This window comes from Paracoccus sp. P2, assembly GCF_046335115.1.
Classification (GTDB): domain Bacteria; phylum Pseudomonadota; class Alphaproteobacteria; order Rhodobacterales; family Rhodobacteraceae; genus Paracoccus; species Paracoccus pantotrophus.
Map to the genome: position 1 here is coordinate 1 of NZ_JBGOSN010000031.1, position 21,901 is coordinate 21,901.

General features: G+C 66.6%; 19 protein-coding genes. 11 read left to right on the top strand and 8 right to left on the bottom strand.

Translation table 11 applies throughout. The features are described 5' to 3' along the window. On the top strand, window positions 1-531 hold a 531-nt coding region (locus ACDP63_RS17235), incomplete at its 5' end, for a UDP-galactopyranose mutase (protein WP_409928358.1). A 65-nt stretch (window positions 532-596) separates the two neighbouring features. On the opposite strand, the gene ACDP63_RS17240 is transcribed toward ACDP63_RS17235, so the two are convergent. From ACDP63_RS17240 to ACDP63_RS17250, 3 genes are read right to left on the bottom strand one after another with little or no spacing between them, the layout of a single operon-like run. Next, on the bottom strand, window positions 597-1,589 hold the full coding sequence (locus ACDP63_RS17240; RefSeq protein ID WP_409928359.1) for a hypothetical protein: 993 nt from the start codon (window positions 1,587-1,589) through the stop codon (window positions 597-599). A 36-nt stretch (window positions 1,590-1,625) separates the two neighbouring features. After that, a complete protein-coding gene (locus ACDP63_RS17245) occupies window positions 1,626-2,525 on the bottom strand; it encodes a glycosyltransferase family 2 protein (protein ID WP_409928360.1) in 900 nt (299 codons plus the stop codon). Between the two features lie 9 nt (window positions 2,526-2,534). Continuing rightward, window positions 2,535-4,145 carry a glycosyltransferase gene (locus tag ACDP63_RS17250; RefSeq protein ID WP_147277953.1) on the bottom strand — a complete coding sequence of 537 codons (1,611 nt, stop codon included), beginning with the start codon at window positions 4,143-4,145 and terminating at the stop codon, window positions 2,535-2,537. Window positions 4,146-4,442: 297 nt separating this feature from the next. On the opposite strand from ACDP63_RS17250, the gene ACDP63_RS17255 reads away from it, so the two are divergent. The 3 genes from ACDP63_RS17255 to ACDP63_RS17265 are packed head-to-tail and all read left to right on the top strand — an operon-like array spanning window position 4,443 to window position 9,357. After that, window positions 4,443-5,513 carry an HlyD family secretion protein gene (locus ACDP63_RS17255; protein ID WP_409928361.1) on the top strand — a complete coding sequence of 357 codons (1,071 nt, stop codon included), beginning with the start codon at window positions 4,443-4,445 and terminating at the stop codon, window positions 5,511-5,513. Then, entirely contained in the window at window positions 5,510-8,248 is a 2,739-nt protein-coding gene (gene rbbA, locus ACDP63_RS17260; RefSeq protein WP_409928362.1) for a ribosome-associated ATPase/putative transporter RbbA, read from the top strand. Before ACDP63_RS17255 ends, rbbA begins: the two co-directional genes overlap by 4 nt. After that, complete coding sequence (locus tag ACDP63_RS17265; RefSeq protein WP_024845866.1) at window positions 8,245-9,357, top strand: ABC transporter permease; 1,113 nt, start codon at window positions 8,245-8,247, stop codon at window positions 9,355-9,357. The genes rbbA and ACDP63_RS17265 overlap by 4 nt, the downstream gene beginning before the upstream one ends. 232 nt (window positions 9,358-9,589) lie before the next feature. On the opposite strand, the gene ACDP63_RS17270 is transcribed toward ACDP63_RS17265, so the two are convergent. Beyond that, window positions 9,590-10,720: an ABC transporter substrate-binding protein gene (locus ACDP63_RS17270; RefSeq protein ID WP_024846042.1), complete on the bottom strand. Its 1,131-nt coding sequence runs from the start codon at window positions 10,718-10,720 to the stop codon at window positions 9,590-9,592. Window positions 10,721-10,838: 118 nt separating this feature from the next. Between ACDP63_RS17270 and ACDP63_RS17275 the strand changes: the two genes are divergently transcribed. From ACDP63_RS17275 to ACDP63_RS17295, 5 genes are all read left to right on the top strand, one after another. Next, window positions 10,839-12,518 (top strand): FAD-dependent oxidoreductase, encoded by a 1,680-nt coding sequence (locus ACDP63_RS17275; RefSeq protein ID WP_409928363.1) that lies wholly within the window; start codon window positions 10,839-10,841, stop codon window positions 12,516-12,518. Between the two features lie 197 nt (window positions 12,519-12,715). Continuing rightward, complete coding sequence (locus ACDP63_RS17280; RefSeq protein ID WP_024846040.1) at window positions 12,716-13,456, top strand: energy-coupling factor ABC transporter ATP-binding protein; 741 nt, start codon at window positions 12,716-12,718, stop codon at window positions 13,454-13,456. After that, window positions 13,431-14,048: an energy-coupling factor transporter transmembrane component T family protein gene (locus ACDP63_RS17285; RefSeq protein WP_024846039.1), complete on the top strand. Its 618-nt coding sequence runs from the start codon at window positions 13,431-13,433 to the stop codon at window positions 14,046-14,048. The genes ACDP63_RS17280 and ACDP63_RS17285 overlap by 26 nt, the downstream gene beginning before the upstream one ends. Next, window positions 14,035-14,628, top strand: coding sequence for a biotin transporter BioY (locus tag ACDP63_RS17290; RefSeq protein ID WP_309473513.1), 594 nt, complete (start codon window positions 14,035-14,037; stop codon window positions 14,626-14,628). The genes ACDP63_RS17285 and ACDP63_RS17290 overlap by 14 nt, the downstream gene beginning before the upstream one ends. 159 nt (window positions 14,629-14,787) lie before the next feature. Continuing rightward, window positions 14,788-15,513 (top strand): gamma-glutamylcyclotransferase, encoded by a 726-nt coding sequence (locus ACDP63_RS17295; RefSeq protein ID WP_051419565.1) that lies wholly within the window; start codon window positions 14,788-14,790, stop codon window positions 15,511-15,513. A gap of 222 nt (window positions 15,514-15,735) precedes the next feature. Here ACDP63_RS17295 and ACDP63_RS17300 read toward each other — a convergent pair whose 3' ends face one another. From ACDP63_RS17300 to ACDP63_RS17315, 4 genes are all read right to left on the bottom strand, one after another. Beyond that, on the bottom strand, window positions 15,736-15,894 hold the full coding sequence (locus ACDP63_RS17300) for a hypothetical protein (RefSeq protein ID WP_409928364.1): 159 nt from the start codon (window positions 15,892-15,894) through the stop codon (window positions 15,736-15,738). A gap of 139 nt (window positions 15,895-16,033) precedes the next feature. After that, window positions 16,034-16,357 (bottom strand): hypothetical protein, encoded by a 324-nt coding sequence (locus ACDP63_RS17305; protein ID WP_028710177.1) that lies wholly within the window; start codon window positions 16,355-16,357, stop codon window positions 16,034-16,036. A gap of 57 nt (window positions 16,358-16,414) precedes the next feature. After that, the gene (locus tag ACDP63_RS17310) at window positions 16,415-18,400 is read right to left on the bottom strand and encodes an MAC/perforin domain-containing protein (protein WP_409928365.1); all 1,986 of its coding nucleotides are present in this window, start codon (window positions 18,398-18,400) and stop codon (window positions 16,415-16,417) included. A 30-nt stretch (window positions 18,401-18,430) separates the two neighbouring features. Beyond that, window positions 18,431-19,447, bottom strand: coding sequence for a hypothetical protein (locus tag ACDP63_RS17315; RefSeq protein WP_409928366.1), 1,017 nt, complete (start codon window positions 19,445-19,447; stop codon window positions 18,431-18,433). 338 nt (window positions 19,448-19,785) lie between these two features. On the opposite strand from ACDP63_RS17315, the gene soxC reads away from it, so the two are divergent. Next, window positions 19,786-21,165, top strand: a complete 1,380-nt coding sequence (gene soxC, locus ACDP63_RS17320; RefSeq protein WP_231486976.1) for a sulfite dehydrogenase — start codon at window positions 19,786-19,788, stop codon at window positions 21,163-21,165. Further along, window positions 21,158-21,826 carry a c-type cytochrome gene (locus ACDP63_RS17325; RefSeq protein ID WP_081762292.1) on the top strand — a complete coding sequence of 223 codons (669 nt, stop codon included), beginning with the start codon at window positions 21,158-21,160 and terminating at the stop codon, window positions 21,824-21,826. Before soxC ends, ACDP63_RS17325 begins: the two co-directional genes overlap by 8 nt. Window positions 21,827-21,901: the final 75 nt, after the last annotated feature.

Below are 21,901 nucleotides of genomic sequence, written 5' to 3' on the forward strand. Positions count from 1 at the left end.
AGACCCGACGCAACAACCCGTCAGCTGACGGCCTTCGAGGCGCTTCAGGTTGCGCCAACTGCTCCGTGGTCGAGAGAGCGGTCAAAAATCGAGATGCCCTACAGCCTGGGCCGGCTGGGCTATCGCACCCTGGATTTCGAGCGTTTCACCTACCGGGGCGATTACCAGGGCTGCGCGGTGATGAACTATGGCGACCGCGATGTGCCCTGGACGCGCATCACCGAGCACAAGCATTTCTCGCCCTGGGAAAGCCACGAGGGCAGCACCTGCTATCGCGAATATTCGCGCGCCGCCGGGCCGGGCGACATCCCCTATTACCCGATCCGCCTGGTCGAGGAGAAATCGCTTCTGGCGCAATATGTCGAGCTGGCGCAGGCGCAAAAGGCCGTCACCTTCGTCGGCCGCCTGGGCACCTATCGCTATCTCGACATGGACGTGACCATCCGCGAGGCGCTGGATACGGCGGGGGTGTTTCTGGGGACATTGTCGGCGGGGGCGCAGATGCCCCAATTCTCGCAACTTCCCCTGTAAGCCGAACTTCGTATTTCGCAGGCCGGGCCCTTGTCGACAGGGATCCGGCCCGCACCCTTTGCGGATCAGGAAATCATGTTCAGCCGCCGGATCAGTTCACCGAAAAACGGTGCGACCAGGCGGGTCATGACCTCGTCGGGCGACTTGGGAAGCGCCGGGGTTATGACAGCGGCATCTTGACCGGGCAGTTCCTCCAGGAACAGGCGGTCCCTGTTGAAATACCTGCGGGCGACGGCATTGTTGCCGCGGTCATATTCCTGCATGATCGCGCGACGCTGCTCATGCGGGATCAGCAATGTTGCCCCGTTCTCCGTTCGTATCTGCTTGTCCACCACTTCGGCTATGTCGATCAGGTTCAGGCGCACGCCCATCTTCGCCTCGATCAGCGGCAGATGGCGCACGAATTCCGAAACCTCAGGACAAAGGCTGATGTTCGAACCGCCGCGCGGTTTCATTCCCGATATGTCATGCAATCCGAACTGCCGGCAGAAGGCCGCTATCGCGCCTTTCGGCATCTGTTCCTTTTCGAAGACATAGGGCTTTATGTTCGAGCTGCCGAACAGCTTCTCCAAATGTGACAGGTAGGCGTCATAATTGATCCAATGAAATCTCTGACGATCCGCCATGAAATCATCCCAGGTGACATGGCAAAGTTGCCGATCCCATTGCCCCTTCACGTTCTGCGCCCACCAGCTTTCCAGCCAGAGATCCTGGCGGCGCATCCCGAAAATCACCTTGACGTTGAAATGTTCCTTGAAAGGCAGAAGCGGGCTCAGATCCTTTCGCATCGACACATCCTCGTCGCTCATGACGATCGTGTGGATGGCGGTGTCATGCGAATCCGCGCGACGCGCCAGATCCACCGCCAGATCCTGCGCCTTGACCTTGCCGTGAAAAATATTGTTGAACATCCCGATGTGCCGTTCGACACCAAAGGGATAAAGGATTCCCTGATCTTTCAGCCACTTCCAGTTGTGAAACATCGCCGCCTGAATGGCGGTGGTGGCCGTGCGATGAACGCCGATATGCAGGTAAAGGTCTTTCTTATTCGCAGACATTCGCCGAAGCTTCCTCGCTTTGGGTGTGATTTGGTCTCAGACTGGCACGATCTTCGGCCGGAAGGTCATTCCCCGTGCAATCGCCCGGAAAATCTCCCGCCGCAGCTTCCAGGGCACATTACCGCCCTTCATCTGCAAATGCACGCCATAGGCATAGGCCAGGACGCCCATCAGGCCCGCCTCGCGCCGGCGCCAGGAGGCCTCGTTGCGGGCGCCGTATTTGAACTTCCACAGGCTCTTTTCGTCCACGAGGGCGAAATTCACCCCGCGGTTGTCGGGCGTGTCGTGGATCACCCGGCTTTCGGGACAGAAGATGCCCGGATAGGAACGCGACAGCCGCCGGGTATATTCCGCATCGTCGAACCAGATGAAATAATCCGCGATCGGCAGGCCGTGCTTTTCTACCGCCCAGCGCGGGATCAGGATCGACACGAAAGAGGCGGAATCGACCAGCGCCCAGGCCGCCTCGGGATGCAGGAAACGCGGCCAGTCCCAGACCGGGCGCGGCGTGTTCATCTCGCACAGGGTGCCGTCGATCCATTCCACCCGCGAACAGGCAAAGCTGGGACGCCATTCATGCCGCGCCTCGAAGGCGGCGATGGCATCGACCAGCCGCTCGATCGCGTCCGGCAGCGGATAGGCGTCGTCGTCCGAAACCCAGAAATAATGCGCCCCCAGCCCATAGGCGGCCTTGAGCCCCGCGTGAAAGCCGCCGGCGCCGCCGACATTCTTGGGCAGGCGCAGATAGCGGATGCTCAGGTCGTCGCGGGCACGCGCCTCGACCAGGGCCTGGGTGTCGTCGGTCGAGGCATTGTCCACCACCAGGATGACATCGGGCCGCCGCGTCTGGCCGTCCAGCGCATCCAGCACCTTCATCAGCTTGGCCGAACGGTTGAACGTCACGATCACCGCGGCGGTCTTGCTCAATGCGCTCATCCGGAAAAACTACTCCTGCTGGCCCGAGGCCGCCTTTTGATAGACGGGCATCAGGATTTCCTCGGCGGTGGGGTCGGCCGTCAAGCCGGTCCAGGCGCGGACCAGCGCCTCGCGCTGCCGGGACAGGAAGGCGGCATCGCGCCACAGCCGGTCCACCGCCGCGACGATCCCCTTCACGCAGGCCTGCGGCTCCAGCGGCACCAGCAGATCCTGGGGCACGATCTCGGCCTGCGAGCCGACATCGGTCGAGATGGGGATGCAGCCCTGTTCCACCGCCTCGTAGCAGACCAGCGCCAGCCCCTCGTTGTTCGAGGGCAAGAGCAGGATGTCCGATTGCCGCAGGATCTCGGGCACCGGCGCATCGGCGGGCAGCAGCGCGACGCGATCGGCAAGCCCGTAGCGGCGCAGCAAGTCGCGGACCGTGTCCAGGAACGGCCCCTCGCCGACGATCTTGCCGGTCAGCTCGACATCGTTGCGCCTCGCCCAGGCGGCCAGCGCGCGAAACGCCTCGGCCACCACGACCGGGCGCTTCTGGTAATAAAGCCGGCCCACGAAGGCGACCTGGAGCCGCTTCTTGCCGGGCTGCATGTTCAGCTCGGGCAGGCCCTTGGGATGCCCGGACCGATCCAGCATCCGGCCCAGCCGGACCTTGCCGATGACATGGAAATGCTCGCGATAGTAATCGACCAGCTCCTTGCTGATCACGTGGTGGATGTCGATGAAATTCGACCAGACGCCCGAGCTGCGCGGAAAGCCGCCATCGGCATATTCGACGATATGCGTGCTGTCGATCACCTCGACCCAGGGCAGGTTGGCGCGGATCTGCGGCAGCGACTCGTAAAGCGGCCGGCAGTGATGGATATGGATCAGCCGGATGTTCTCGGCCAGGGCCAGCTGCTCGACATAGCGCGGCCACAGGTGATGGGGCAGATAGCGGTCGAGGCGCAGGAAGGTCACGTCCGGGCTGTCGGGCAGTTTCCCGGCCAGGCGCTGGATCGAGGGCACGCCGGCCGCGACAAAGACCCGCAGCCCCGCCTGCTGCGCCCAGCGAATGGTGTCGAAGCCCAGCTTTTCGGCGCCGCCGACCTCCAGCCAATGCATGCCGATCAGGATCGCCGGGCGCTTGCCGGTTTCCGGCGGCCGCGGCGGCGGCAGCAGGGAAGACCCGTCGCCCCGCAACAGCGAGACCCGCGGATGGCGCTTGACCGAGCGGCGCTTGCGCAGCATTTCCGCCTGATAGCGGATCTTCTCATAGACCAGCGGCGCCAGCCGGTGCACGGCCCGCAGCCGCCTGATCGGCGCCCAGGGCGCGTCCATCTGCTTGACCTCGCCGGGCAGCGGCTTGCGGGGGATGGACAGGGTGATCGTCACGCTGGCAGCGCCGGGATGGGCGCCGGGCCGCTCGAACTGGCCCAGGAACTGCGCATTCACGTGCTGGGGCTGGAAGGTGAAGGGGCCCTCGATGACGCTGGGCGCGCTCCAGACCGGATCATTGCCCTCGTAGAGGATGAAATGCAGCCTCTGCGTGGGATAGAGGCGGGAATAGATGGAAACGATCTCGGCGATCTCGCGCTGGATATGCTCGGCTGGATCCTCGCCGACGGGGGCGAGTGCGGTCATGCTGGTCATGCTGCTGCGCGTCTCATCTGCCTGGGCTTTCCCTTTTGCCTGCGGTGTAATCGAGAACGGCATGAAGGGAAAGCCACTAGCGGCCTTGCCAGCCGTTCTGCGCAAGGGTGCGCAGATTGTCGCCACAGCCGTGCGGCAAAGGCCCCGTTCGCCCCATGGTTGCACATGACCTCACGGCCCGCGACGTTTTCGTCAAGGAAACCGAAGGCCGGGGCGGCTATGGTGGCCTCGCGCGGTGATTCGCGCCGCGGGCCCTGGCCCGGCGTCTTCTGATCGCGGAGGTCATGCATGGCGGGCAAGGCAAGATCCTGGTGGGGCGGCGCGGCGGCTGTCGCGGTTCTGGTCGTGCTGGGCTGGCTGGCCTGGCAGAACCGGGCCCAGGACGGGCAGCTTGCCGGCATCGCCTCGGGCAATGGCCGGATCGAGGCGACCGAGCTCGACATCTCGGCCCTCTCCGCCGGCCGCATCGCCCGCATCCAGGCGGCCGAGGGCCAGTTCGTGCGCAAGGGCGAGGTGCTGGTGCAGATGGACACCCTGCAACTGGACGCGCAGAAGCGCCAGGCCGAGGCGCAGCTGCGCCGCGCCCGCATCGGGGTCGAGACCGCGCAAAGCCTGGTGACGCAGGCCGAAGCGCAGCACAAGGCCGCCGAGGCCACGGTCGAGCAGGCGCGGGCGGCGGCGGATGCGGCGGCGGCCCGACTGGCGCGCACCGAAAGCCTGGCGCGCAGCAATGTCGCCTCGCAGCAGGTGCTGGACGACGTGCGGGCCTCGGGACGCGAGACGCAGGCTGCCTTGGCCTCGGCCGAGGCCAACCTGGCCGCCGCCGAGGCCGGGATCGGCACCGCCCGCGCCCAGGTCGTCGATGCCGAGGCGGCGGTGGACGCGGCCCAGGCCGCGATCGAGGCCATCGAGGTGCAGATCGGCGACGCCACGCTGCAATCGCCGCGCGACGGCCGGGTGCAGTACCGCATCGCGCAAGAGGGCGAGATCGTCGCGGCAGGCGGGCGCATCCTGAACCTGGTCGATCTCGAGGATGTCTACATGACCTTCTTCCTGCCCACCTCGCAGGCCGGCCGGGTCGAGGTCGGGGCCGAGGCGCGGCTGGTCATGGACGCCGCCCCGCAATACGCGATCCCGGCGCGGATTTCCTATGTCGCGGATGTGGCGCAGTTCACGCCCAAGACCGTCGAGACCGCCGAGGAGCGCGAAAAGCTGATGTTCCGCGTCCGCGCCCAGGTCGATCCCGAATTGCTGCGCAAATACAGCAATTACGTCAAGACCGGCCTGCCCGGCATGGCTTATGTCCGCCTCGACCCCGAGGTCGCTTGGCCCGATACGTTGTCCAACCTGGTAGAATGACCGTCCTGCCCGACCCTTCCGACGACCCGCCGGTGGCCGAGATCACCGGCGTCTCGCTGCGCTATCGCAAGGCCGTGGCGCTGGACGGGGTCACGCTGGCCGTTCCCGCCGGGCGCATGGTCGGGCTGATCGGCCCCGACGGCGTCGGCAAGTCCAGCCTCCTGTCGCTGATCGCCGGGGCGCGGGTGATCCAGCAGGGCCGGGTCCGGGTGCTGGGCGGCGACATGGGCGACGCGCATCAGCGCGCCCGCCTCTGCCCGCGCATCGCCTATATGCCGCAGGGGCTGGGCCGGAACCTTTATCCCACGCTGTCGGTGGCCGAGAACCTGGATTTCTTCGGCCGGCTTTTCGGCCACGGCCCGGCCGAGCGCGCGCGCCGCATCGACGCGCTGCTGGCCGCGACCGGCATGTCGCCGTTCCGCGACCGCCCCGCCGCCAAGCTTTCCGGCGGCATGAAGCAGAAGCTGGGCCTGTGCTGCGCGCTGATCCACGACCCGGACCTGCTGATCCTGGACGAGCCGACCACCGGCGTCGATCCGCTGTCCCGCCGCCAGTTCTGGGAGCTGATCGCCCGCATCCGCCGCGACCGCCCGGGCATGAGCGTCATCACCGCCACCGCCTATATGGAGGAAGCCGCCGGCTTCGACTGGCTGGTGGCGATGGACGCGGGCCGGGTGCTGGCCACCGGCAGCCCGGCCGAGCTGCTCGACCGCACCGGGGCCGAGGATCTGGACCGCGCCTTCATCGCGCTTCTGCCCGACAGCGAAAGGCGCGGGCACGAGCCGGTCTCGATCCCGCCGCGCCGGGCCGAGGACGGCGAGCCCGCCATCGAGGCGCGGCACCTGACCATGCGCTTCGGCGATTTCACTGCCGTCGACGACGTCAGCTTCCGCATCGAAAAGGGCGAGATCTTCGGCTTTCTCGGCTCGAACGGCTGCGGCAAGACCACGACCATGAAGATGCTGACCGGCCTTCTGCAGCCCAGCGAGGGCACGGCGCAGCTGTTCGGCGCCGCGCTCGACCCCTCGGACATGGCGGTGCGGCGCCGGGTCGGCTTCATGAGCCAGTCCTTCTCGCTTTATTCCGAACTGACGGTGCGGCAGAACCTCGACCTGCATGCGCGGCTTTTCGGCATGGAGGCGGGGCAGGTCGCGGACCGGGTCCGGCGGATGATCGACCGCTTCGGGCTGGCGGGCGTCGCGGACGACCTGCCCGACGCGCTGCCGCTCGGCATCCGCCAGCGCCTGTCGCTGGCCGTGGCGATGATCCACGGCCCCGAGATCCTGATCCTGGACGAGCCGACCTCGGGCGTCGATCCAGTGGCGCGCGACGCCTTCTGGCGCATGCTGGGCGAGCTGTCGCGCCAGGACGGGGTGACGATCTTCGTCTCGACCCATTTCATGAACGAGGCCGAGCTTTGCGACCGCATCTCGCTGATGCATGCCGGCCGGGTGCTGGTCAGCGACACGGCCCAGGCGATCAGGCAGGCCAAGGGCGCGGCGACGCTGGACGACGCCTTCGTCGCCTATCTGCAAGAGGCGATCGGCGACGAGCCCCCGCCCGCGCCGCTTGCCGATGCGCCCGAGGCGCCGGCGCCGCCCGGCGGCTGGTTCAGCCTGCGGCGGATGCTCAGCTATTCCCGGCTGGAATCGCTGCAACTGCGGCGCGACCCGATCCGGCTGACCCTGGCGCTGCTGGGCAGCCTGATCCTGATGTTCGTCATCGGCTACGGCATCAACATGGATGTCGAGGATCTCAGCTTTGCGGTGCTCGACCGCGACCAGAGCGCGACCTCGCGCGACTATGTGCTGGACATCGCCGGCTCGCGCTATTTCACCGAAACCGCGCCGCTGGCGGGCTATGATGACATGGACGCCCGCATGCGCAGCGGCAACCTTGCCCTGGCCATCGAGATCCCGCCCGGCTTTGCCCGCGACGTGGCGCGCGGCGGCGCGGTGCAGGTCGGCGCCTGGATCGACGGCGCCAACCCGACGCGGGCCGAAACCGTGCGGGGCTATGTCCAGGGCATGCATGCGGACTGGATCATGCGCAAGACGCGCGAGGCCCATGGCGAGGCGGCGGTGCAGGGCGCCTTCGAACTGGTGACGCGCTTTCGCTACAATCCCGACGTGAAAAGCATCGTCGCCATGGTGCCGGCGGTGATCCCGCTGCTTCTGCTGCTGATCCCGGCGGTGCTGACCACGCTCAGCGTGGTGCGCGAAAAGGAACTGGGCTCGATCATCAATTTCTACGTCACCCCGGTCACGCGGCTGGAATTCCTGATCGGCAAGCAATTGCCCTATGTGGCGCTGGCGATGCTGAACTTCGCGCTGATGACCGGTTTCGCGGTCTTTGCGTTCCGGGTGCCCTTCACCGGCAGCCTGGCGGCCTTTTCGCTGGCCGCGGCGCTTTACGTCTGCGCCACCACGGCCATGGGGCTGCTGATTTCCTCCTTCATGCGCAGCCAGGCGGCGGCGCTGTTTGCGACCGTGCTGCTGACCATGATCCCCGGCGCGCAATATTCCGGGCTGCTGGACCCGGTTTCGTCGCTGCAAGGCGTGGGCCGCGCCATCGGCGAGATCTATCCGACCACGCATTTCATCATCGCCTCGCGCGGGGCCTTCTCCAAGGGGCTGGGCTTCGACGACCTGGGCATGGCCTTCGCGGCGCTGGCGGCGGCGGGGCCGCTGATCCTGGGGCTCAGCGCGATCCTGCTGAGGAAACAGGCCAAATGAAGCTGCGCAACGTCTGGAACCTGGGCATCAAGGAGTTGCGCGGGCTGTGGCGCGACCCGGCCATGCTGCTGCTGATCGTCTATGCCTTCTCGCTGTCGATCTATACCGAATCCAAGGCGATGCCGGAAAGCCTGTCCAACGCCGCCATCGCCGTGGTGGACGAGGACCGCTCGGCGCTTTCCGAGCGCATGGTTTCGGCCTTCACCCCGCCCTATTTCGGCACGCCGCGGCTGATCACCACCACCCAGATGGACCGCCGCATGGACGAGGGGCTGGACACTTTCGCGCTGGACATCCCGCCCGATTTCCAGCGCGACCTGCTGGCCGGCCGCCATCCCGCGATCCAGCTGAACGTGGACGCCACCCGGATGAGCCAGGCCTTCACCGGCAGCGGCTATGTCCAGCAGATCGTGACGGCCGAGGTCTCGGAGTTCCTGGCCGGCCATCGCGGGGACGCCGCCCCGCCGGTCGAGCTGGCGCTGCGGGCGCGCTACAATCCGTCGCTGGACGCGGGCTGGTTCGGGGCGATCAACAGCGTCATCGACGCCGTGACCATGCTGTCGATCATCCTGACCGGCGCCGCGCTGATCCGCGAAAAGGAACATGGCACCGTCGAGCACCTGCTGGTCATGCCGGTGACTGTGGCCGAGATCATGCTGTCCAAGATCTGGACCATGGGGCTGGTGGTGCTGCTGGCCTCCAGCTTTGCCATCACCGTGGTGGTGCAGATGGCCTTGCAGGTGCCGGTGGCGGGCTCGGTGCCGCTGTTCATCGCCGCGGCGGCCTTGATGCTGTTCGCGACCACCTCGATGGGCATCTTCCTGGCCACCATGGCCGGGTCGATGCCGCAATTCGGCCTGCTTCTGATGCTGGTGCTGTTCCCGCTCCAGGTGCTGTCGGGCGGCATGACCCCGCGCGAAAGCATGCCCGACATCATCCGGGCGCTGATGTCGCTGGCGCCCAACACGCATTTCGTCATCCTGTCGCAGGGCGTGCTGTTCCGGGGCGCGGGGCTGGGGGTGGTCTGGCCGCAGCTCCTGGCGCTGGCAGTGATCGGCGGCGTTCTGTTCTGGCTGGCGCTGCGGCAGTTCCGCCGCTTCCTGGCCTGAGCCCCGACTGGCCCGGCCCCGGACCGAGAGAAGCCGGACCCGAAGGCCCGGCAGTCGATACCATGTCAAACCACCACCATTTGACTGACTAATCAATTAACATACGGCGCGATTCGTTGAAACGTTTTTCTGGCGCCGGGCCCGCATCCTGCCGCGCCACAGGCACAAGGCGGGATCGGCAAACCCTGCGATGCGCAGCCGGCCATCCGCGCGCCGATCCCGGCGCCAGTCCTCAGTCCGTCACCGCGACATAGCTGCCGTTCTCGATCTTGAGGACATAGGTTCCATAGATCGGACGGCGGTCGTCCAGCAGCGAATAGCGCCCGAAGCCGATCCGCACCGGCACGTCCTTGGTCGCATCCAGCGCCTCGCGCAGGTCGTCGCGCGTCGGCTCGGGCCCGGCCTTGGCCAGCGCCTCGATCAGCACCCGCATGATCGAATAGCCAACCGCCGCCCAGCTGTCGGGGGCCGCGCCGGTTTCGGCCTCGAACCGCTGGGCAAAGGCGCGGCTGCTGGCGTCGAAGCCGCCGGGGATCCATTCTCCATAGAAATGCACGCCTTCGGCCGCGGCGCCGGCGATGTTCACGAATTCCGGCGACGAGAAGATATTCAGCCCCATCACCGTGACCTTGGGGTCCAGACCCGCCTGGCGCAGCTGCGTCGCGATGCCCGCGCCCTGCGCCGCATAAGAGGCGATGAAGACGCAATCGACATCGGAAAAGGCGATCTTGGTCGAGATCGAGCTGAAATCGGTATCGGTGCTTTGCACCATTTCGCGCGCCCCGATGGCAACCCCTTGCGCGGTGATGCCCTGCTCGAACTCTTGCAGAAGCTGCACATAGACCTCGATGTTCTGAATGCCGATCAGCGCACAGTTCTTCAGCTTCAGCTTTTGCGCCGCATAATCCGCCAGATGGGTGATCGAATCCGCCGGAGTCTGCGTCATGATATAGGACCAGGGCCCGTATTCCAGGATCTTGGGATTGTTGGTCGTGGTCAGGACCGGCACCTTCAACTCGTTGCCGACCTGCGCGCCAAGCTGCGCCACCGCGCCGCTGGTCGGCCCCAGGATCGCCAGCACCGAAGGATCGCGGCCATAGCGCGTGACCAGCGTGGTGGCCTGCGTCCGGTCGGTCGCGTCATCGGCAATCACCAGGTTGATGCGCCGGCCCTCGCCCAACTCGCCCGCCGCGTTCGATTCCCTCACCGCCTGCTTCATGCCCTCGGTGATCGGGATGCCGACAAAGGCCGCGGCCCCGGTCAGCGATTGCAGCGCGACGATCGTATGCTCCTCGGCGCCCGCCTGCGGAACGCAAAGCGCCGACAGCGCGGCCGCGGCAAGCCATGGCCTGAATCCTCTCATCTTTCTCTCCCTAGATTGGCTGGATAATTGTATTTTTATGTTGATTCTATGCATACATATAAACCATCTTATGTCTACAAATTTTCCGTGACCAGGGAGGTATGGAGGAGGTATGGAAATGAGGAGCGGAAATTCCGATGCGGCGGACAGCGTGGTCGTCGTCGGGGGTGGGCTCAGCGGCATCGCCACCGCGATTGCTCTGGCCGATCGAGGGCGCCCTGTCGTCCTGCTGGAGGCGGGTGCCAAGATGGGCGGCGCCGCCGCCTATTCCGGCGGCCAGGTCTGGGTGGGGGCAAATCATGTCGCCCTGCGCGAAGGCATCGAGGGCGACAGCAAGCAGCGCGCGGAAAGCTATATCCGCGCCATCGCCCACCGCTTTCCCGAATATCTGGACGAACAGGCGATGCGGCGCTGGATCGACACCGCCCCCGACGCGATGCGCTATTGGGAGGAAACCGGCGCGATCCGCTGGGCGGTGATCCCCGGCCTGGCCGATTACCACAACGAGGCCGAGGGCGCGATGCCGGCCGGCCGCTACCTGACCAATGCGCCCATCACGCGGGACACCCTGGGCGCCTGGCGCGACAAGCTGCTGATCAGCCCCTATTTCCCGGTCGGCCTGACCTATGCCGAACTGTTCGAACGCGGCCGCCGGATCAGCATCGTCGACGAAACCGCCGATGAGGACGAAGGCGGCCCCATCCAGGGCTTTGGCCAGTCCGAACGCCGCGCGGCCCTCGATGGCGGACCGGAAGTCCTGACCTTCGGCCCCGGCGTGGTCGGCAGTTTCCTGGCCCGCGCCATTCGCGACCCGCGCATCACCATCCTGCTCGGGCATCGCGTCACGCGGCTGAAAAGCGACGCCTCGGGCCGGGTCGTCGGCGTGGTCGCCACCTGCGAGGCCGGCATGGCCGAGTTCGACGGGCCGGTGGTGCTGGCCACCTCCACCTTCGACAACGATCCCGACCTGGTGCGCGAAATCGTCGGGCTGGACCCCGAGCAATGGGGCAGCGTCGGTCCGAAAACCCTGCGCGGCGACGGCATCAGGCTTGCCCGTTCGGTCGGCGGCGCGGTGGTGAAGCTGCCGCCTAGCGCGCAGACGATGCAGCCCGGCTGGAAGTCGGACTATAACGAGGGCTTTTCCTACGGTCCCGATACGGCGATGCCCCATACCATGATCGTCAACCGCCATGGCCGGCGCTATTGCGACGATTCCTATTGGGTGGACATCGCGCAAGCCACCATGGACGACACGGCGGAAAACCTGCCCTTCTTCCTGATCTTCGACGAGCAGCACCATCGCAAATACGGGCTGGGCATGACCCCGCCCGGCGCCGATTATCCCGAAGGGCTGGTCACTTCGGCGCCGACCCTGCGCGAACTGGCCAGCAAGCTGGGCATTGATCCCGACGGGCTGGAGGCGACGGCGGAACGCTTCAACCGCTTTGCCGAAACCGGCATCGACGAGGATTTCAGCCGCGGCACGCGCGACTTCGTGCGCCGCTTCTATGGCGATCCGGCGCATCAGCCCAACCCGGTTCTGGGCAGCATCGCCCAAGCACCGTTCCACGGGCTTCGCCTGCGCTTCGTCGCGGCCGCGGTCGGCAACAGCGGCATCCATGTCGATGGCGAGGGGCGGGTGCTGGACGAGGCAGGCGCAGTGATCCCCGGATTGCACGGCGTCGGCTCCTGCACCGCCCAGACCGTGACCGGCACCGGCTATAACAGCGGCATCGCGCTGGGGCGGGGGCTTGCGATGGCCTATCTGGTGGCACGCGACATCACCGGCGCGAACTAGGCGCCGCGGGACCGGGCCCGGCCCGTCCGCCCCTCCGGCCTTTTCCGGCCCCCGCCCATGCCCCGAGGCATGCAGGGCCATTGCTCCGGCCCAGCCCGCTGGCCTATTGCTTTCGCGGCAAAACCCGGCACAAGCGGCGGCGCCGGGCTTCTACCCGCCCGCACGCCGGGGAACGCGGCCAGAAAAGGAGACTGCGCTTGCATCGCTGTGAAACGGCCCAATGCGCCATCCGGCTGGACGACCTGGGCTATGAGGTCGCGGGGCGCCCTGTGCTGGACGGCGTCACCCTGCATTCCTCGGCCCGGCGCATCGGCGTGGTGGGCCGGAACGGCTCGGGCAAAAGCACGCTGGCGCGGCTGCTGGCCGGGCTGATCGCGCCGACCCGCGGCCAGCTCCGCATCGGCGGCCGGGACGTGTTCCGCGACCGCCGCGCGGCTCTGGAAACCGTGGGCATCCTGTTCCAGAACCCCGAGCACCAGATCATCTTTCCCCGCGTCGCCGAGGAAATCGCCTTCGGCCCGCGCCAGCAGGGGCTGGACAAGGCGCAGACCGCCGCGCGGGTCGAATCGGTGCTGCGCTCCTTCGACAAGCTGCATTGGAAGGACGCGCCGATCTCGGCCCTGTCGCAGGGCCAGAAGCACCTGGTCTGCATGATGGCGGTGCTGGCCATGCGGCCGCGCCTGCTGATCCTGGACGAGCCCTATGCCGGGCTCGACATCCCGACCCGGCGGCAGCTTGCCCGCTATCTGCACCGGATCGAGACGCGGCTGCTGCACATCTCGCACGAGCCCTCGGACCTCGAGAGCTGCGACGAACTGTTCTGGCTGGACCGCGGCCGCATCGTGGCGCAGGGCGCGCCGGCCCGGCTGCTGCCCGATTTCACCGCCGAGATGATCCGGCTGGGAGAGCTTGATGATATCGCTGACCTCGCCGGTTGAGACCCGCGCCCATCGCTGGCCGGCCGGGCCGAAGCTCGGGGGGCTGTGCCTGGCCTCGACCGCGCTGTTCATGGTGGGCGACATCGCGATCCATGCCGCGGCGCTGGTCGCGGTGCTGGCGCTTTACGCCGCGCCGGGGCCGGTCTTCCTGCGCGCGGGGCTGCGCAGCCTGCGGGTGGTGCTGCCCTTTGTCGCCGTCCTGCTGGCCTGGCACGCGGCGGCCGGCGACATGCGCCTGGGGCTGCTCATCACCCTGCGCATGGTGACGCTGGTGGCGCTGGCCAACCTGGTGACGATGACCACGGGGCTCGAGGATCTGGTCGAGCTGGTCCGCCGCCTGACCGCGCCGCTGCGCCGGCTGGGCCTGCCGACCGGGATGCTGGAGATCGCCATCCCGCTGGTCATCCGCTTCACCCCGGTCCTGGTCGCCCGCGCCGAGACCCTGGCCGAGGCCTGGCGCGCCCGGTCCCGCCGCCGTCCCGGCTGGCGGCTGATCCTGCCGCTGACCCTGCAGGCACTGGACGATGCCGATCATGTCGGCGAAGCTTTGCGCGCGCGCGGCGGCCCGCTTGGACCGCATGGACAGGAGTAGCAGCATGGAACGCAATATCGCCCAGATCGCCCTTTTCGCCGCGATGATCGCGGCGCTGGGGCTGGTGCCGCAGATCACCCTCGGCTTCGGCGTGCCGATCACGGCGCAGACGCTGGGCGTCATGCTGGCCGGCGCGGTGCTTGGCGCGCGGCGCGGCGCGGCGGCGGCGGCGCTGTTCCTGCTGCTGGTGGCGCTTGGCCTGCCGCTGCTGGCGGGCGGGCGCGGCGGGCTTGGCGCCTTCGTCGCGCCGACGGCGGGCTTTGCGCTCGGCTTTCCGGTCGCGGCCTTTGCCACCGGGCTGTTCGTCGAGCATGTGCGGCTGCGTTCGGCCGGGCTGGCGGCCGGGCTGGGCGCGGTTTTCGGCGGGATCGCGGTCCTTTATGTCTTCGGCGCGACCGGGCTTGCCATCGTGGCGCAGAAAAGCCTGCTCGAAGCCTTCACCCTGGTCGCGGTCTTCATTCCCGGCGATCTGCTGAAGGCGGCGATCACCGGCATGCTGGTGCAGGCGCTGGCCAGGGTGCGGCCGCAGACGCTGGCCTGGCATCACCAGGCGGCGGGCTCCGGCGAACGGCGCCTGTAACCCCCCGCCCCGCCCGGCTGCCGGTCATCTGCCGGGGCAAGCCGGCGCTTGGGATGGCCCCCCTCGGTCCCCCCGCCCGGCCCCGTTTGGGGGTTGACCCGCGGCCGCTCCGGCGGGAACCCTGCGCGGGTGAACCAGTCCTTGCCTGCAGGAAATCCCATGGCCAATTGCCGTCCCATCGTGCTGTCCGACGATCATGTCGCCCGCGTCGCCGCGGCCGAGGGGCCGCTGCACGATCCGCGCTGGCGGATGCTCGAGGATGCCGATCTCGACCGCCTGGCCCAGCGGCTGACGCAGGATCGGCCGCGGCCGATCCCGGTCTTCGCCTATGGGTCGCTGATCTGGAATCCCGGATTTGCCGTGGGCGCGCGCCGCCGCGCCACCGCGATCGGCTGGCATCGCAGCTTCTCGATCTCGCTCGATCATTTCCGCGGCACGCCCGAGCGGCCGGGGCTGATGCTGGCCCTGGCCTCGGGCGGCAGCTGCGAGGGGCTGGTGCTGGAAATCGCCGAAGGCAGCGAGGCGGAATCGCTGCGCGCCATCCTGCGGCGCGAGCTTGTCGCGCATGAACTCTCTGCCAATGCCTGCTGGATCGAGGTCGAGACCGGGCGCGGCCGCGAGCCGGCCCTGACCTTCTATGCCGACCCGGTCGGCACGCAGCGCGCCGAGCTGACGGTCGCGGAACAGGCACGGCGGCTGGCCCGCGCCGCGGGGGCGGCGGGCTCGGGCGCGGAATACCTGCTGCGCACGGTCCGGGGGCTGGCCGAGCACGGCATCCATGACGACTACATCTGGACGCTCCAGAAACTCGTGGCCGAGGAAATCGAGGCCGGCGCGGATGGGGCATCGGGCATCGCGGGACCGGCAGGACGGCCCCGCGCATAGACGGCCCCCTGCCCGCAAGGCAGGCATCCGGGCCAAGACGGCCGGCGGAATGCGCGCATCCCGCCGGGCTGGCGCGGACCCCATCCGCCGCGGAACAAGGGGCAAGCGGCAAAACCGGGCATCGCGCCCCGGGGGCGCAAGCGTCGCCGCCCCCGGGGAACGCGCGTCCGCTCATGCCGGCATGGAAAACAAAGTCATGCCGCGCTATAGCGTGTCGCCATATTACGCGCCCATGATCTCGCCATTCTCCACGACGAATGAAACGCCGTGATCCCGGAACCTGCCGAAGGGGATGAAATGGCGGCCGTTCAGATTGGCCCGCGCCCATTGCCCCATGCTGGTCATGAGCTGTTCCATTTCCGAATCATCGGCATCGGTCATTCGCCGGATTTCCTGCATGTCCAGGTTGGCTTGATGACTCCATGGCATTGCTTGTCCTCCACATAGGAATATTCGTTCAGAAACGCGGCTGGCGCGCCGGCAAAGGCCGCGCGGATTTTCCGCCTCTGCCGGCGCATGTTCACTGCACGCCGATCAGGCCAAGCTGGTTGTCAAGCGTCGTGCCGGTGATGGAATACTTGGCGGTCTTGTTCGTCCCCTTGCGATAGACGAAGGCCTGCTGCGCCACGTTGTCATTGCCCCACACGACGAAAGCCTTCAGCTTCACCCGCGAGCCCTCGGGGATCTTGAGCGACCCCAGATCCACGGTTTTCTCCTGGCCCAGGGGAATGTCGGTGTTCTCCTCATAGGTCTGGCTGCTGCCGCCATCGGGCGGCGCCGCGACCACGTGAAGCTTGGCAACGAAACCGCCGCCATTCCGCAGGCTGAATTTCTCGATATCCATGATGATGCTCCCTTCCTTATCAACCACGTCGATACGCATGAACGGGATGGCGGCCGATCAGGAACTGATCGTCAGCTCGTCGTCCTCTGTTTCGGCCGGCCCTTCGTCTTTCGTTTCGGCAGCCTTTTCATCGCGATGCCGCGGCACGGCGGGATCGTCGATCGTCAGCTTTTCCGAACCGGGATCCGTCGCCACGCTGTGATGAAGCAGCTGGGTCCGGTATTTCTCCCAGTCGATCGGCGAGCGCAGCTTTTCCTCGATCCTGCCTTCCACGAAAATATCGATGATCGGTTTTCTCAGCGCCTCGGGCAGCAGAAAGATGATCGGCACGACATCCGCGAATGAGATGACGCTCCACCATCCCGCATGGCTCAGCGTCGTCGCCCATCCATAAGGGTCAAGCGCCAGGGCCGGATTGCCGCCGGCGCTGGTGACCTCCACGTCCTGGAAGGACTCTTCCCACAAGGATTTCGACGAGGATTCGGATTTGAAGCCGCCATGGGCGCTTGCCGTCACCTTCTTGTAAGAGCCCTGAACCTCGGTGGAAAAGCTGCGAGCCAGGCTATGTGCATCCTCGCCCGCCTTTGTCTCCCGGTCCTGGCGATAGATAAGCTTGCCGCCGACAAGCGTGCGCAGCGGAAAATGCGTCCCGTAGCTGTCCAGGATGGCGGCAAGCGCCTCGGCCCTTTCCCCGGCCGTCGCGGGGGGCGCATTCACCAGGGCATATGCCTCGTCATACAGCGGCTTGGACAGGGTGACATTGCGCGGGTCGATCACGATCTCGGCCCTGGCCACCAGATATTCGATCCGCAGATGCAGGGCGGCGCTGGCCTCCTTGTGATCGCTTGTCTTGGTTTCGGTATAATCGCTCTTGATCGAAAGGCTGGCGGCCTTGCCCTCGACGCCGAAATCGCCCCCGACATTCCAGGACAGCGAGGAGGCGATGGCGTCCAGCGTCCGGCTTTGCGTCGCCGAAGCCGAAAACCGGGTCGAGCGGATCGGCCGCGCGACACAAAGGAAATCCGCCGCGTCCTCGGCATCCAGCGCCGGGCGCGGCGGCCGGTCAAGATCGAAGCTGCCGCCGGGGATCGACACGAAGCGCAGGCCATGAAGATGGCGCAGGGCATTCAGGATGACTTGCCGTTCGCCGCCATCCATCGTGTCGAAAACGTCCTGCGGGGCGCCGGTCGGGGCGGTCGGCCGCCCCAGCACCTGTTGCAGCATGTCCTCGGTCTGGATCAGCCCCGGCTGGGCGCCGCCGCCGGTCTCGGTCTTCGGCTTCGCCGGGGCGGATGCCGGGGAACTGCCTGCCGGCGTCGCCCCGCCGCGCTTGCGCGGGCTTTCGAAGCGGAACCGCAGCAGCCCCAGCTTTTCATCGGGCTTGCCCAGGCGTCCGACGATCTCGTAGGGCTCCATGTCCTCGGCAATGGGCTTGCCGGAGGAATCGAGGAACGGGCGCCCCATGGGAATGCCGTCGCAGCCCTTCAGGAAATCCCGCAGCTGGCCAAGCGTCTTGTTCTCGCCGCCATCGGGCCAGTCGATCTGGCGCGGCTTTTCGCCATCCTCCAGGAAAAGAAGCTTGAATTTCTTGGCCGCCGCGGGTTCTGCCTCGCGCTTGACGGAAAGCTCGTCCAGCCGCCGCAGATAGGTCGTGGCCTCGGCCGCCTTGTCCACATCCGCGCCCGCGATTCGAAAGACATCGTCCTTGTCGACCAGCGAGTCATTCTGCGTCCTGAATTGAGCCAGGGTTTCGTCGGCGCGGACATAGACCTTGTGTTCCCTGCCCTTGCGATCCTTGAACTTGACCTGCCGGCGAATGGGAACGATCTCGACCACCATATTGTCGGCGACGGCGGTTGCCGTCTCGCGATCCTGGGGAACAAGCGTCAGGGCATCGGCGCTCTTGCCGGTGCGGAACTGGTCGAACGCGTCCATTTCACCGGTCGAGACGAAAAGCTTGCGCAGATCCGCAAGGCTTGCGTTTTCGGCAGCGGCATCCGTTCGTGACGTGCCATCGCGTGACCTGAGGATGAAGCTTATCATGAACACCTCGGCTAATGGTTCATAATCACCCTAATCCGATGCGAATTTCCTGCGCGCCTCTGCCAGGGCTTCCGCCGATCCCAATGTCACGATTTTCAGATCGAGCTTTTCGGCAAAGGCGTTCGAATCCCTCAGCGGCTTGATCGGTATGGGCCTTGTGTTTTCCGGCAAAGCCGGACCATGGGCAAGATAGCCGAAACCGGGATCAAGCCCGATTCCGGTCGAAACCGGGGTCGCAATGGCAAGCGGGGATTCCGGCGGCGGGCTGGACCCGTTTCCCGCAACCGGCGCCGATTGCGGCTTTCCCGGCTTGGAGAAATCCGAAGGAACCTCGAATAGATTCGCGGTCTCATCGACCTCCCGCTGTGAAATCTGCTCGACCGCGCGGCCGGAGCTGGTAAATGCGGCCGGAACCGAGCCGATGTCGTCGGTGGTCTTCAACTCGCGAAGCGCCGCCAGAATATCGGGCAGCTTTTCCGGTGAAAAATCCTGCAGGATCTTTCCCGGCGCATAGGTCGCCATCAGCGCGGCCAGCTCGCCGAACCGCTGCGCGTCGCACCAGGGCCGGTCGGAACTCCACCGCACGCCACCGGCCTCGAACTCCGACAGCGGCGCAATCTTCAAGGTCAGGATCTTGCGCAGATCGGGACTGACCCCGTCATTGAACCGCACCTTTTCCCTGGAAACCGGAACAAGCGCCCGATCGCCGTCTTGCCAGCGGTCCAGCAGGATGTTTCCGGAAATATCCAGCCTGGACGGATCGAAATTATGCGCAATATTGACGATCCGGCTGGTTATTTCCGTGCCCTGCCCCGCATTGTCGGCAATTTCCAGCCAAGCCATGAAACCACGCGGCCCCGAGGAATTGACCTGCAATTTGAAAGGCTGGTCTCTGACCAGGAACAGGACAGCCTTTACCGTTCCAAGATTATGATCCAGCAAAAAGAAACCTTGCGCGCCGTCTTGATTGCCGGCAAGGCTGATCGTCGCATTCTCGCTGGATACGGAATCAACAGAACGTCCCTGGATGTTGGTCGATACCATCATCCCCACTCCGCACGCAATGTTTAACCAATACCCTGCATACATAACACGTTTCGGATTTCCCCCAAAGTCATAATCGTCCGGGCGAGTATATTATTAGGCCAGTTCAGATGACCTTTCCCCGAATATCGCAGGTTTTATCCATGATTGGATGAAATAACCGAACCCCCGCCGGAAAGCCGCATTATCGCCGGGGCCGGGCCGGCCGCGCGCCGCGGGCCGGGGACGCATGGGGCGCGAAAGGCGGGCGATTTGGTGCTATCATCGACCCCGGCGCGACGAACGGGACGCGGCGCCGCGGCATCCATCCAGCGTATGCGAAACCACGGGGAGGAAACGCAATGCCAGACCTGCCATTCTCATCCGAACGCTATGGCCCGGCCGAAAGGCAGATGGCCCAGGCGCTCGTGACCTTGGAAAACCGCATCCTGCATCCCGGGCCGGCACCCGATTGCGATTGCAGGGAGGGGATGTTTCCCGGTCTCAGCCGGCGCGGGATGCTGCTCGGCGGGGCGCTTCTTGGGGGCGCGCTGCTCGGTGCCCGCCCTGCCCGCGCCGAGGCGCCGCCCGGCGCCATCGAATACCCGGTGCAGCCCGACCCGACCAGGGAACAGGGCCGGGTGATCCTGGAGGACGGCGGCTACGGCTCGCGGTCCCAATTCGAGAACGAGATCCGCTGGCGCTATCCGACCGCCAGCCTGGATTCCAGCTGGTCGCTGACGCCGCTGGCCTCGGGCCACGGGATCATCACCCCCTCGGGCCTGCATTTCGAACGCCACCATGCCGGCATCCCGAACATCGATCCGCAGCGCCACAGCCTGATCCTGCACGGCATGGTGGACAAGCCGCTGCGCCTGACCATGGACGACCTCAAGCGGATGCCCTCGGTCAGCCGGATCGTGTTCATCGAATGTTCCGGCAACGGGCTGACGGAATGGGAAAAGCCCACGCTCAGGACCGTGCAGGGCACGCATGGGCTGACCTCGACCTCGGAATGGACCGGGGTGCGGCTCTCGACCGTGCTGAACGAGGCCGGCCTGCAGGACGGCGCCGCCTGGATCCTGGCCGAGGGCGCGGATGCGGCGGTCATGACCCGCTCGATCCCCATCGACAAGGCGATGGACGACGCCATCCTGGCCTATGCGCAGAACGGCGAGGCGCTGCGCCCCGAACAGGGCTATCCGCTGCGCCTGCTGCTGCCGGGCTACGAGGGCAACACCCAGATCAAATGGCTGCGCCGACTCGAGATCGGCGACAAGCCCTTCATGACCCGCGAGGAGACGCTGAAATATACCGACCTGCTGGCCGACGGCACCGCCCGGCAGTTCACCCTGACCATGGACGCGAAATCGGTCATCACCTTCCCCTCGGGGGCGATGCGGCTGCCGCGCCCGGGCTTTTACGAGATCACCGGCCTGGCCTGGTCGGGGCGCGGCCGCATCGCCGAGGTCGAGGTCTCGGCCGATGGCGGCCGGAGCTGGACCCAGGCCGCGCTGCAAGAGCCGGTGCTGGACAAGTGCCACACCCGCTTCCGCCTGCCCTGGATCTGGGACGGGGCCGAGGCGGTGCTGCAAAGCCGCTGCACCGACGATACCGGCTATCGCCAGCCGACCCTGGCCGAACTGGTCCAGGCGCGGGGCACGAAGTCGGTCTATCACCTGAACGCGATCCAAAGCTGGCGCGTTGCTCAGGACGGCGAGGTGTCCAATGTTCATGTCTAGGCAATATCCCCTGCGCAGCGCCCTTGCGCTGGCTTGCGCGCTGCTTCCGCTGGGCGGGCTTGCCCAGGACGCCGCCGCCCCCCGCACCGTCGCCCCGCTGCCGGCCGAACTGCCCGACAGCGGCGAACCCACGCCGCCCTCGCCCGCGGTCGCGGACCAGGAGGCCGCCGGGACTCCGGGGCTGGAGGCGAATTTCGGCATCGGCAAGGCGGCGACCGAGGAAGAGATCGCGGCGATCGACATCGACGTGACGCCCGACGGGCACGGGCTTCCCGACGGCCGCGGCAGCTATGCCGACGGCAAGGCGCTTTACGACGAGCGTTGCCTGGCCTGCCATGGCGAGAACCTGGAAGGCATCCCCGAAACCGGCGGACCGGCGCTGATCGGCGGCCGCGACACGCTGGCCAGCGACACGCCCCTCAAGACGGTGGAAAGCTACCTGGCCCATGCCAGCACGCTTTACGACTATATCCACCGGGCCATGCCGATGGATGCGCCCGGCTCGCTCACGCCGGACGAGGTCTATGCGGTCAGCGCCTATATCCTGGGCCGCGCCGGGATCGTGGACGAGACGACGGTGCTGGACCGCGAAAGCCTGCCGCTGATCCGCATGCCCAATGCCGAGGGTTTCGCGGACGATCCGCGGCCCGAGCGGCTTTGAAACCGGCATGGGCGCATCGCGATGCGCCCATCGCACCGACCCGGTCGCCGCCCTTGGGCCGCGTCGCGCAACCCC

Coding starts and splice junctions, on each gene's coding strand:
- ACDP63_RS17240 (WP_409928359.1), bottom strand. CDS start 1,589: ATGTCTGCGAATAAGAAAGACCTTTACCTGCATATCGGCGTTCATCGC.
- ACDP63_RS17245 (WP_409928360.1), bottom strand. CDS start 2,525: ATGAGCGCATTGAGCAAGACCGCCGCGGTGATCGTGACGTTCAACCGT.
- ACDP63_RS17250 (WP_147277953.1), bottom strand. CDS start 4,145: ATGACCGCACTCGCCCCCGTCGGCGAGGATCCAGCCGAGCATATCCAG.
- ACDP63_RS17255 (WP_409928361.1), top strand. CDS start 4,443: ATGGCGGGCAAGGCAAGATCCTGGTGGGGCGGCGCGGCGGCTGTCGCG.
- rbbA (WP_409928362.1), top strand. CDS start 5,510: ATGACCGTCCTGCCCGACCCTTCCGACGACCCGCCGGTGGCCGAGATC.
- ACDP63_RS17265 (WP_024845866.1), top strand. CDS start 8,245: ATGAAGCTGCGCAACGTCTGGAACCTGGGCATCAAGGAGTTGCGCGGG.
- ACDP63_RS17270 (WP_024846042.1), bottom strand. CDS start 10,720: ATGAGAGGATTCAGGCCATGGCTTGCCGCGGCCGCGCTGTCGGCGCTT.
- ACDP63_RS17275 (WP_409928363.1), top strand. CDS start 10,839: ATGAGGAGCGGAAATTCCGATGCGGCGGACAGCGTGGTCGTCGTCGGG.
- ACDP63_RS17285 (WP_024846039.1), top strand. CDS start 13,431: ATGATATCGCTGACCTCGCCGGTTGAGACCCGCGCCCATCGCTGGCCG.
- ACDP63_RS17290 (WP_309473513.1), top strand. CDS start 14,035: ATGGACAGGAGTAGCAGCATGGAACGCAATATCGCCCAGATCGCCCTT.
- ACDP63_RS17295 (WP_051419565.1), top strand. CDS start 14,788: ATGGCCAATTGCCGTCCCATCGTGCTGTCCGACGATCATGTCGCCCGC.
- ACDP63_RS17300 (WP_409928364.1), bottom strand. CDS start 15,894: ATGACCGATGCCGATGATTCGGAAATGGAACAGCTCATGACCAGCATG.
- ACDP63_RS17305 (WP_028710177.1), bottom strand. CDS start 16,357: ATGGATATCGAGAAATTCAGCCTGCGGAATGGCGGCGGTTTCGTTGCC.
- ACDP63_RS17310 (WP_409928365.1), bottom strand. CDS start 18,400: ATGATAAGCTTCATCCTCAGGTCACGCGATGGCACGTCACGAACGGAT.
- ACDP63_RS17315 (WP_409928366.1), bottom strand. CDS start 19,447: ATGATGGTATCGACCAACATCCAGGGACGTTCTGTTGATTCCGTATCC.
- soxC (WP_231486976.1), top strand. CDS start 19,786: ATGCCAGACCTGCCATTCTCATCCGAACGCTATGGCCCGGCCGAAAGG.
- ACDP63_RS17325 (WP_081762292.1), top strand. CDS start 21,158: ATGTCTAGGCAATATCCCCTGCGCAGCGCCCTTGCGCTGGCTTGCGCG.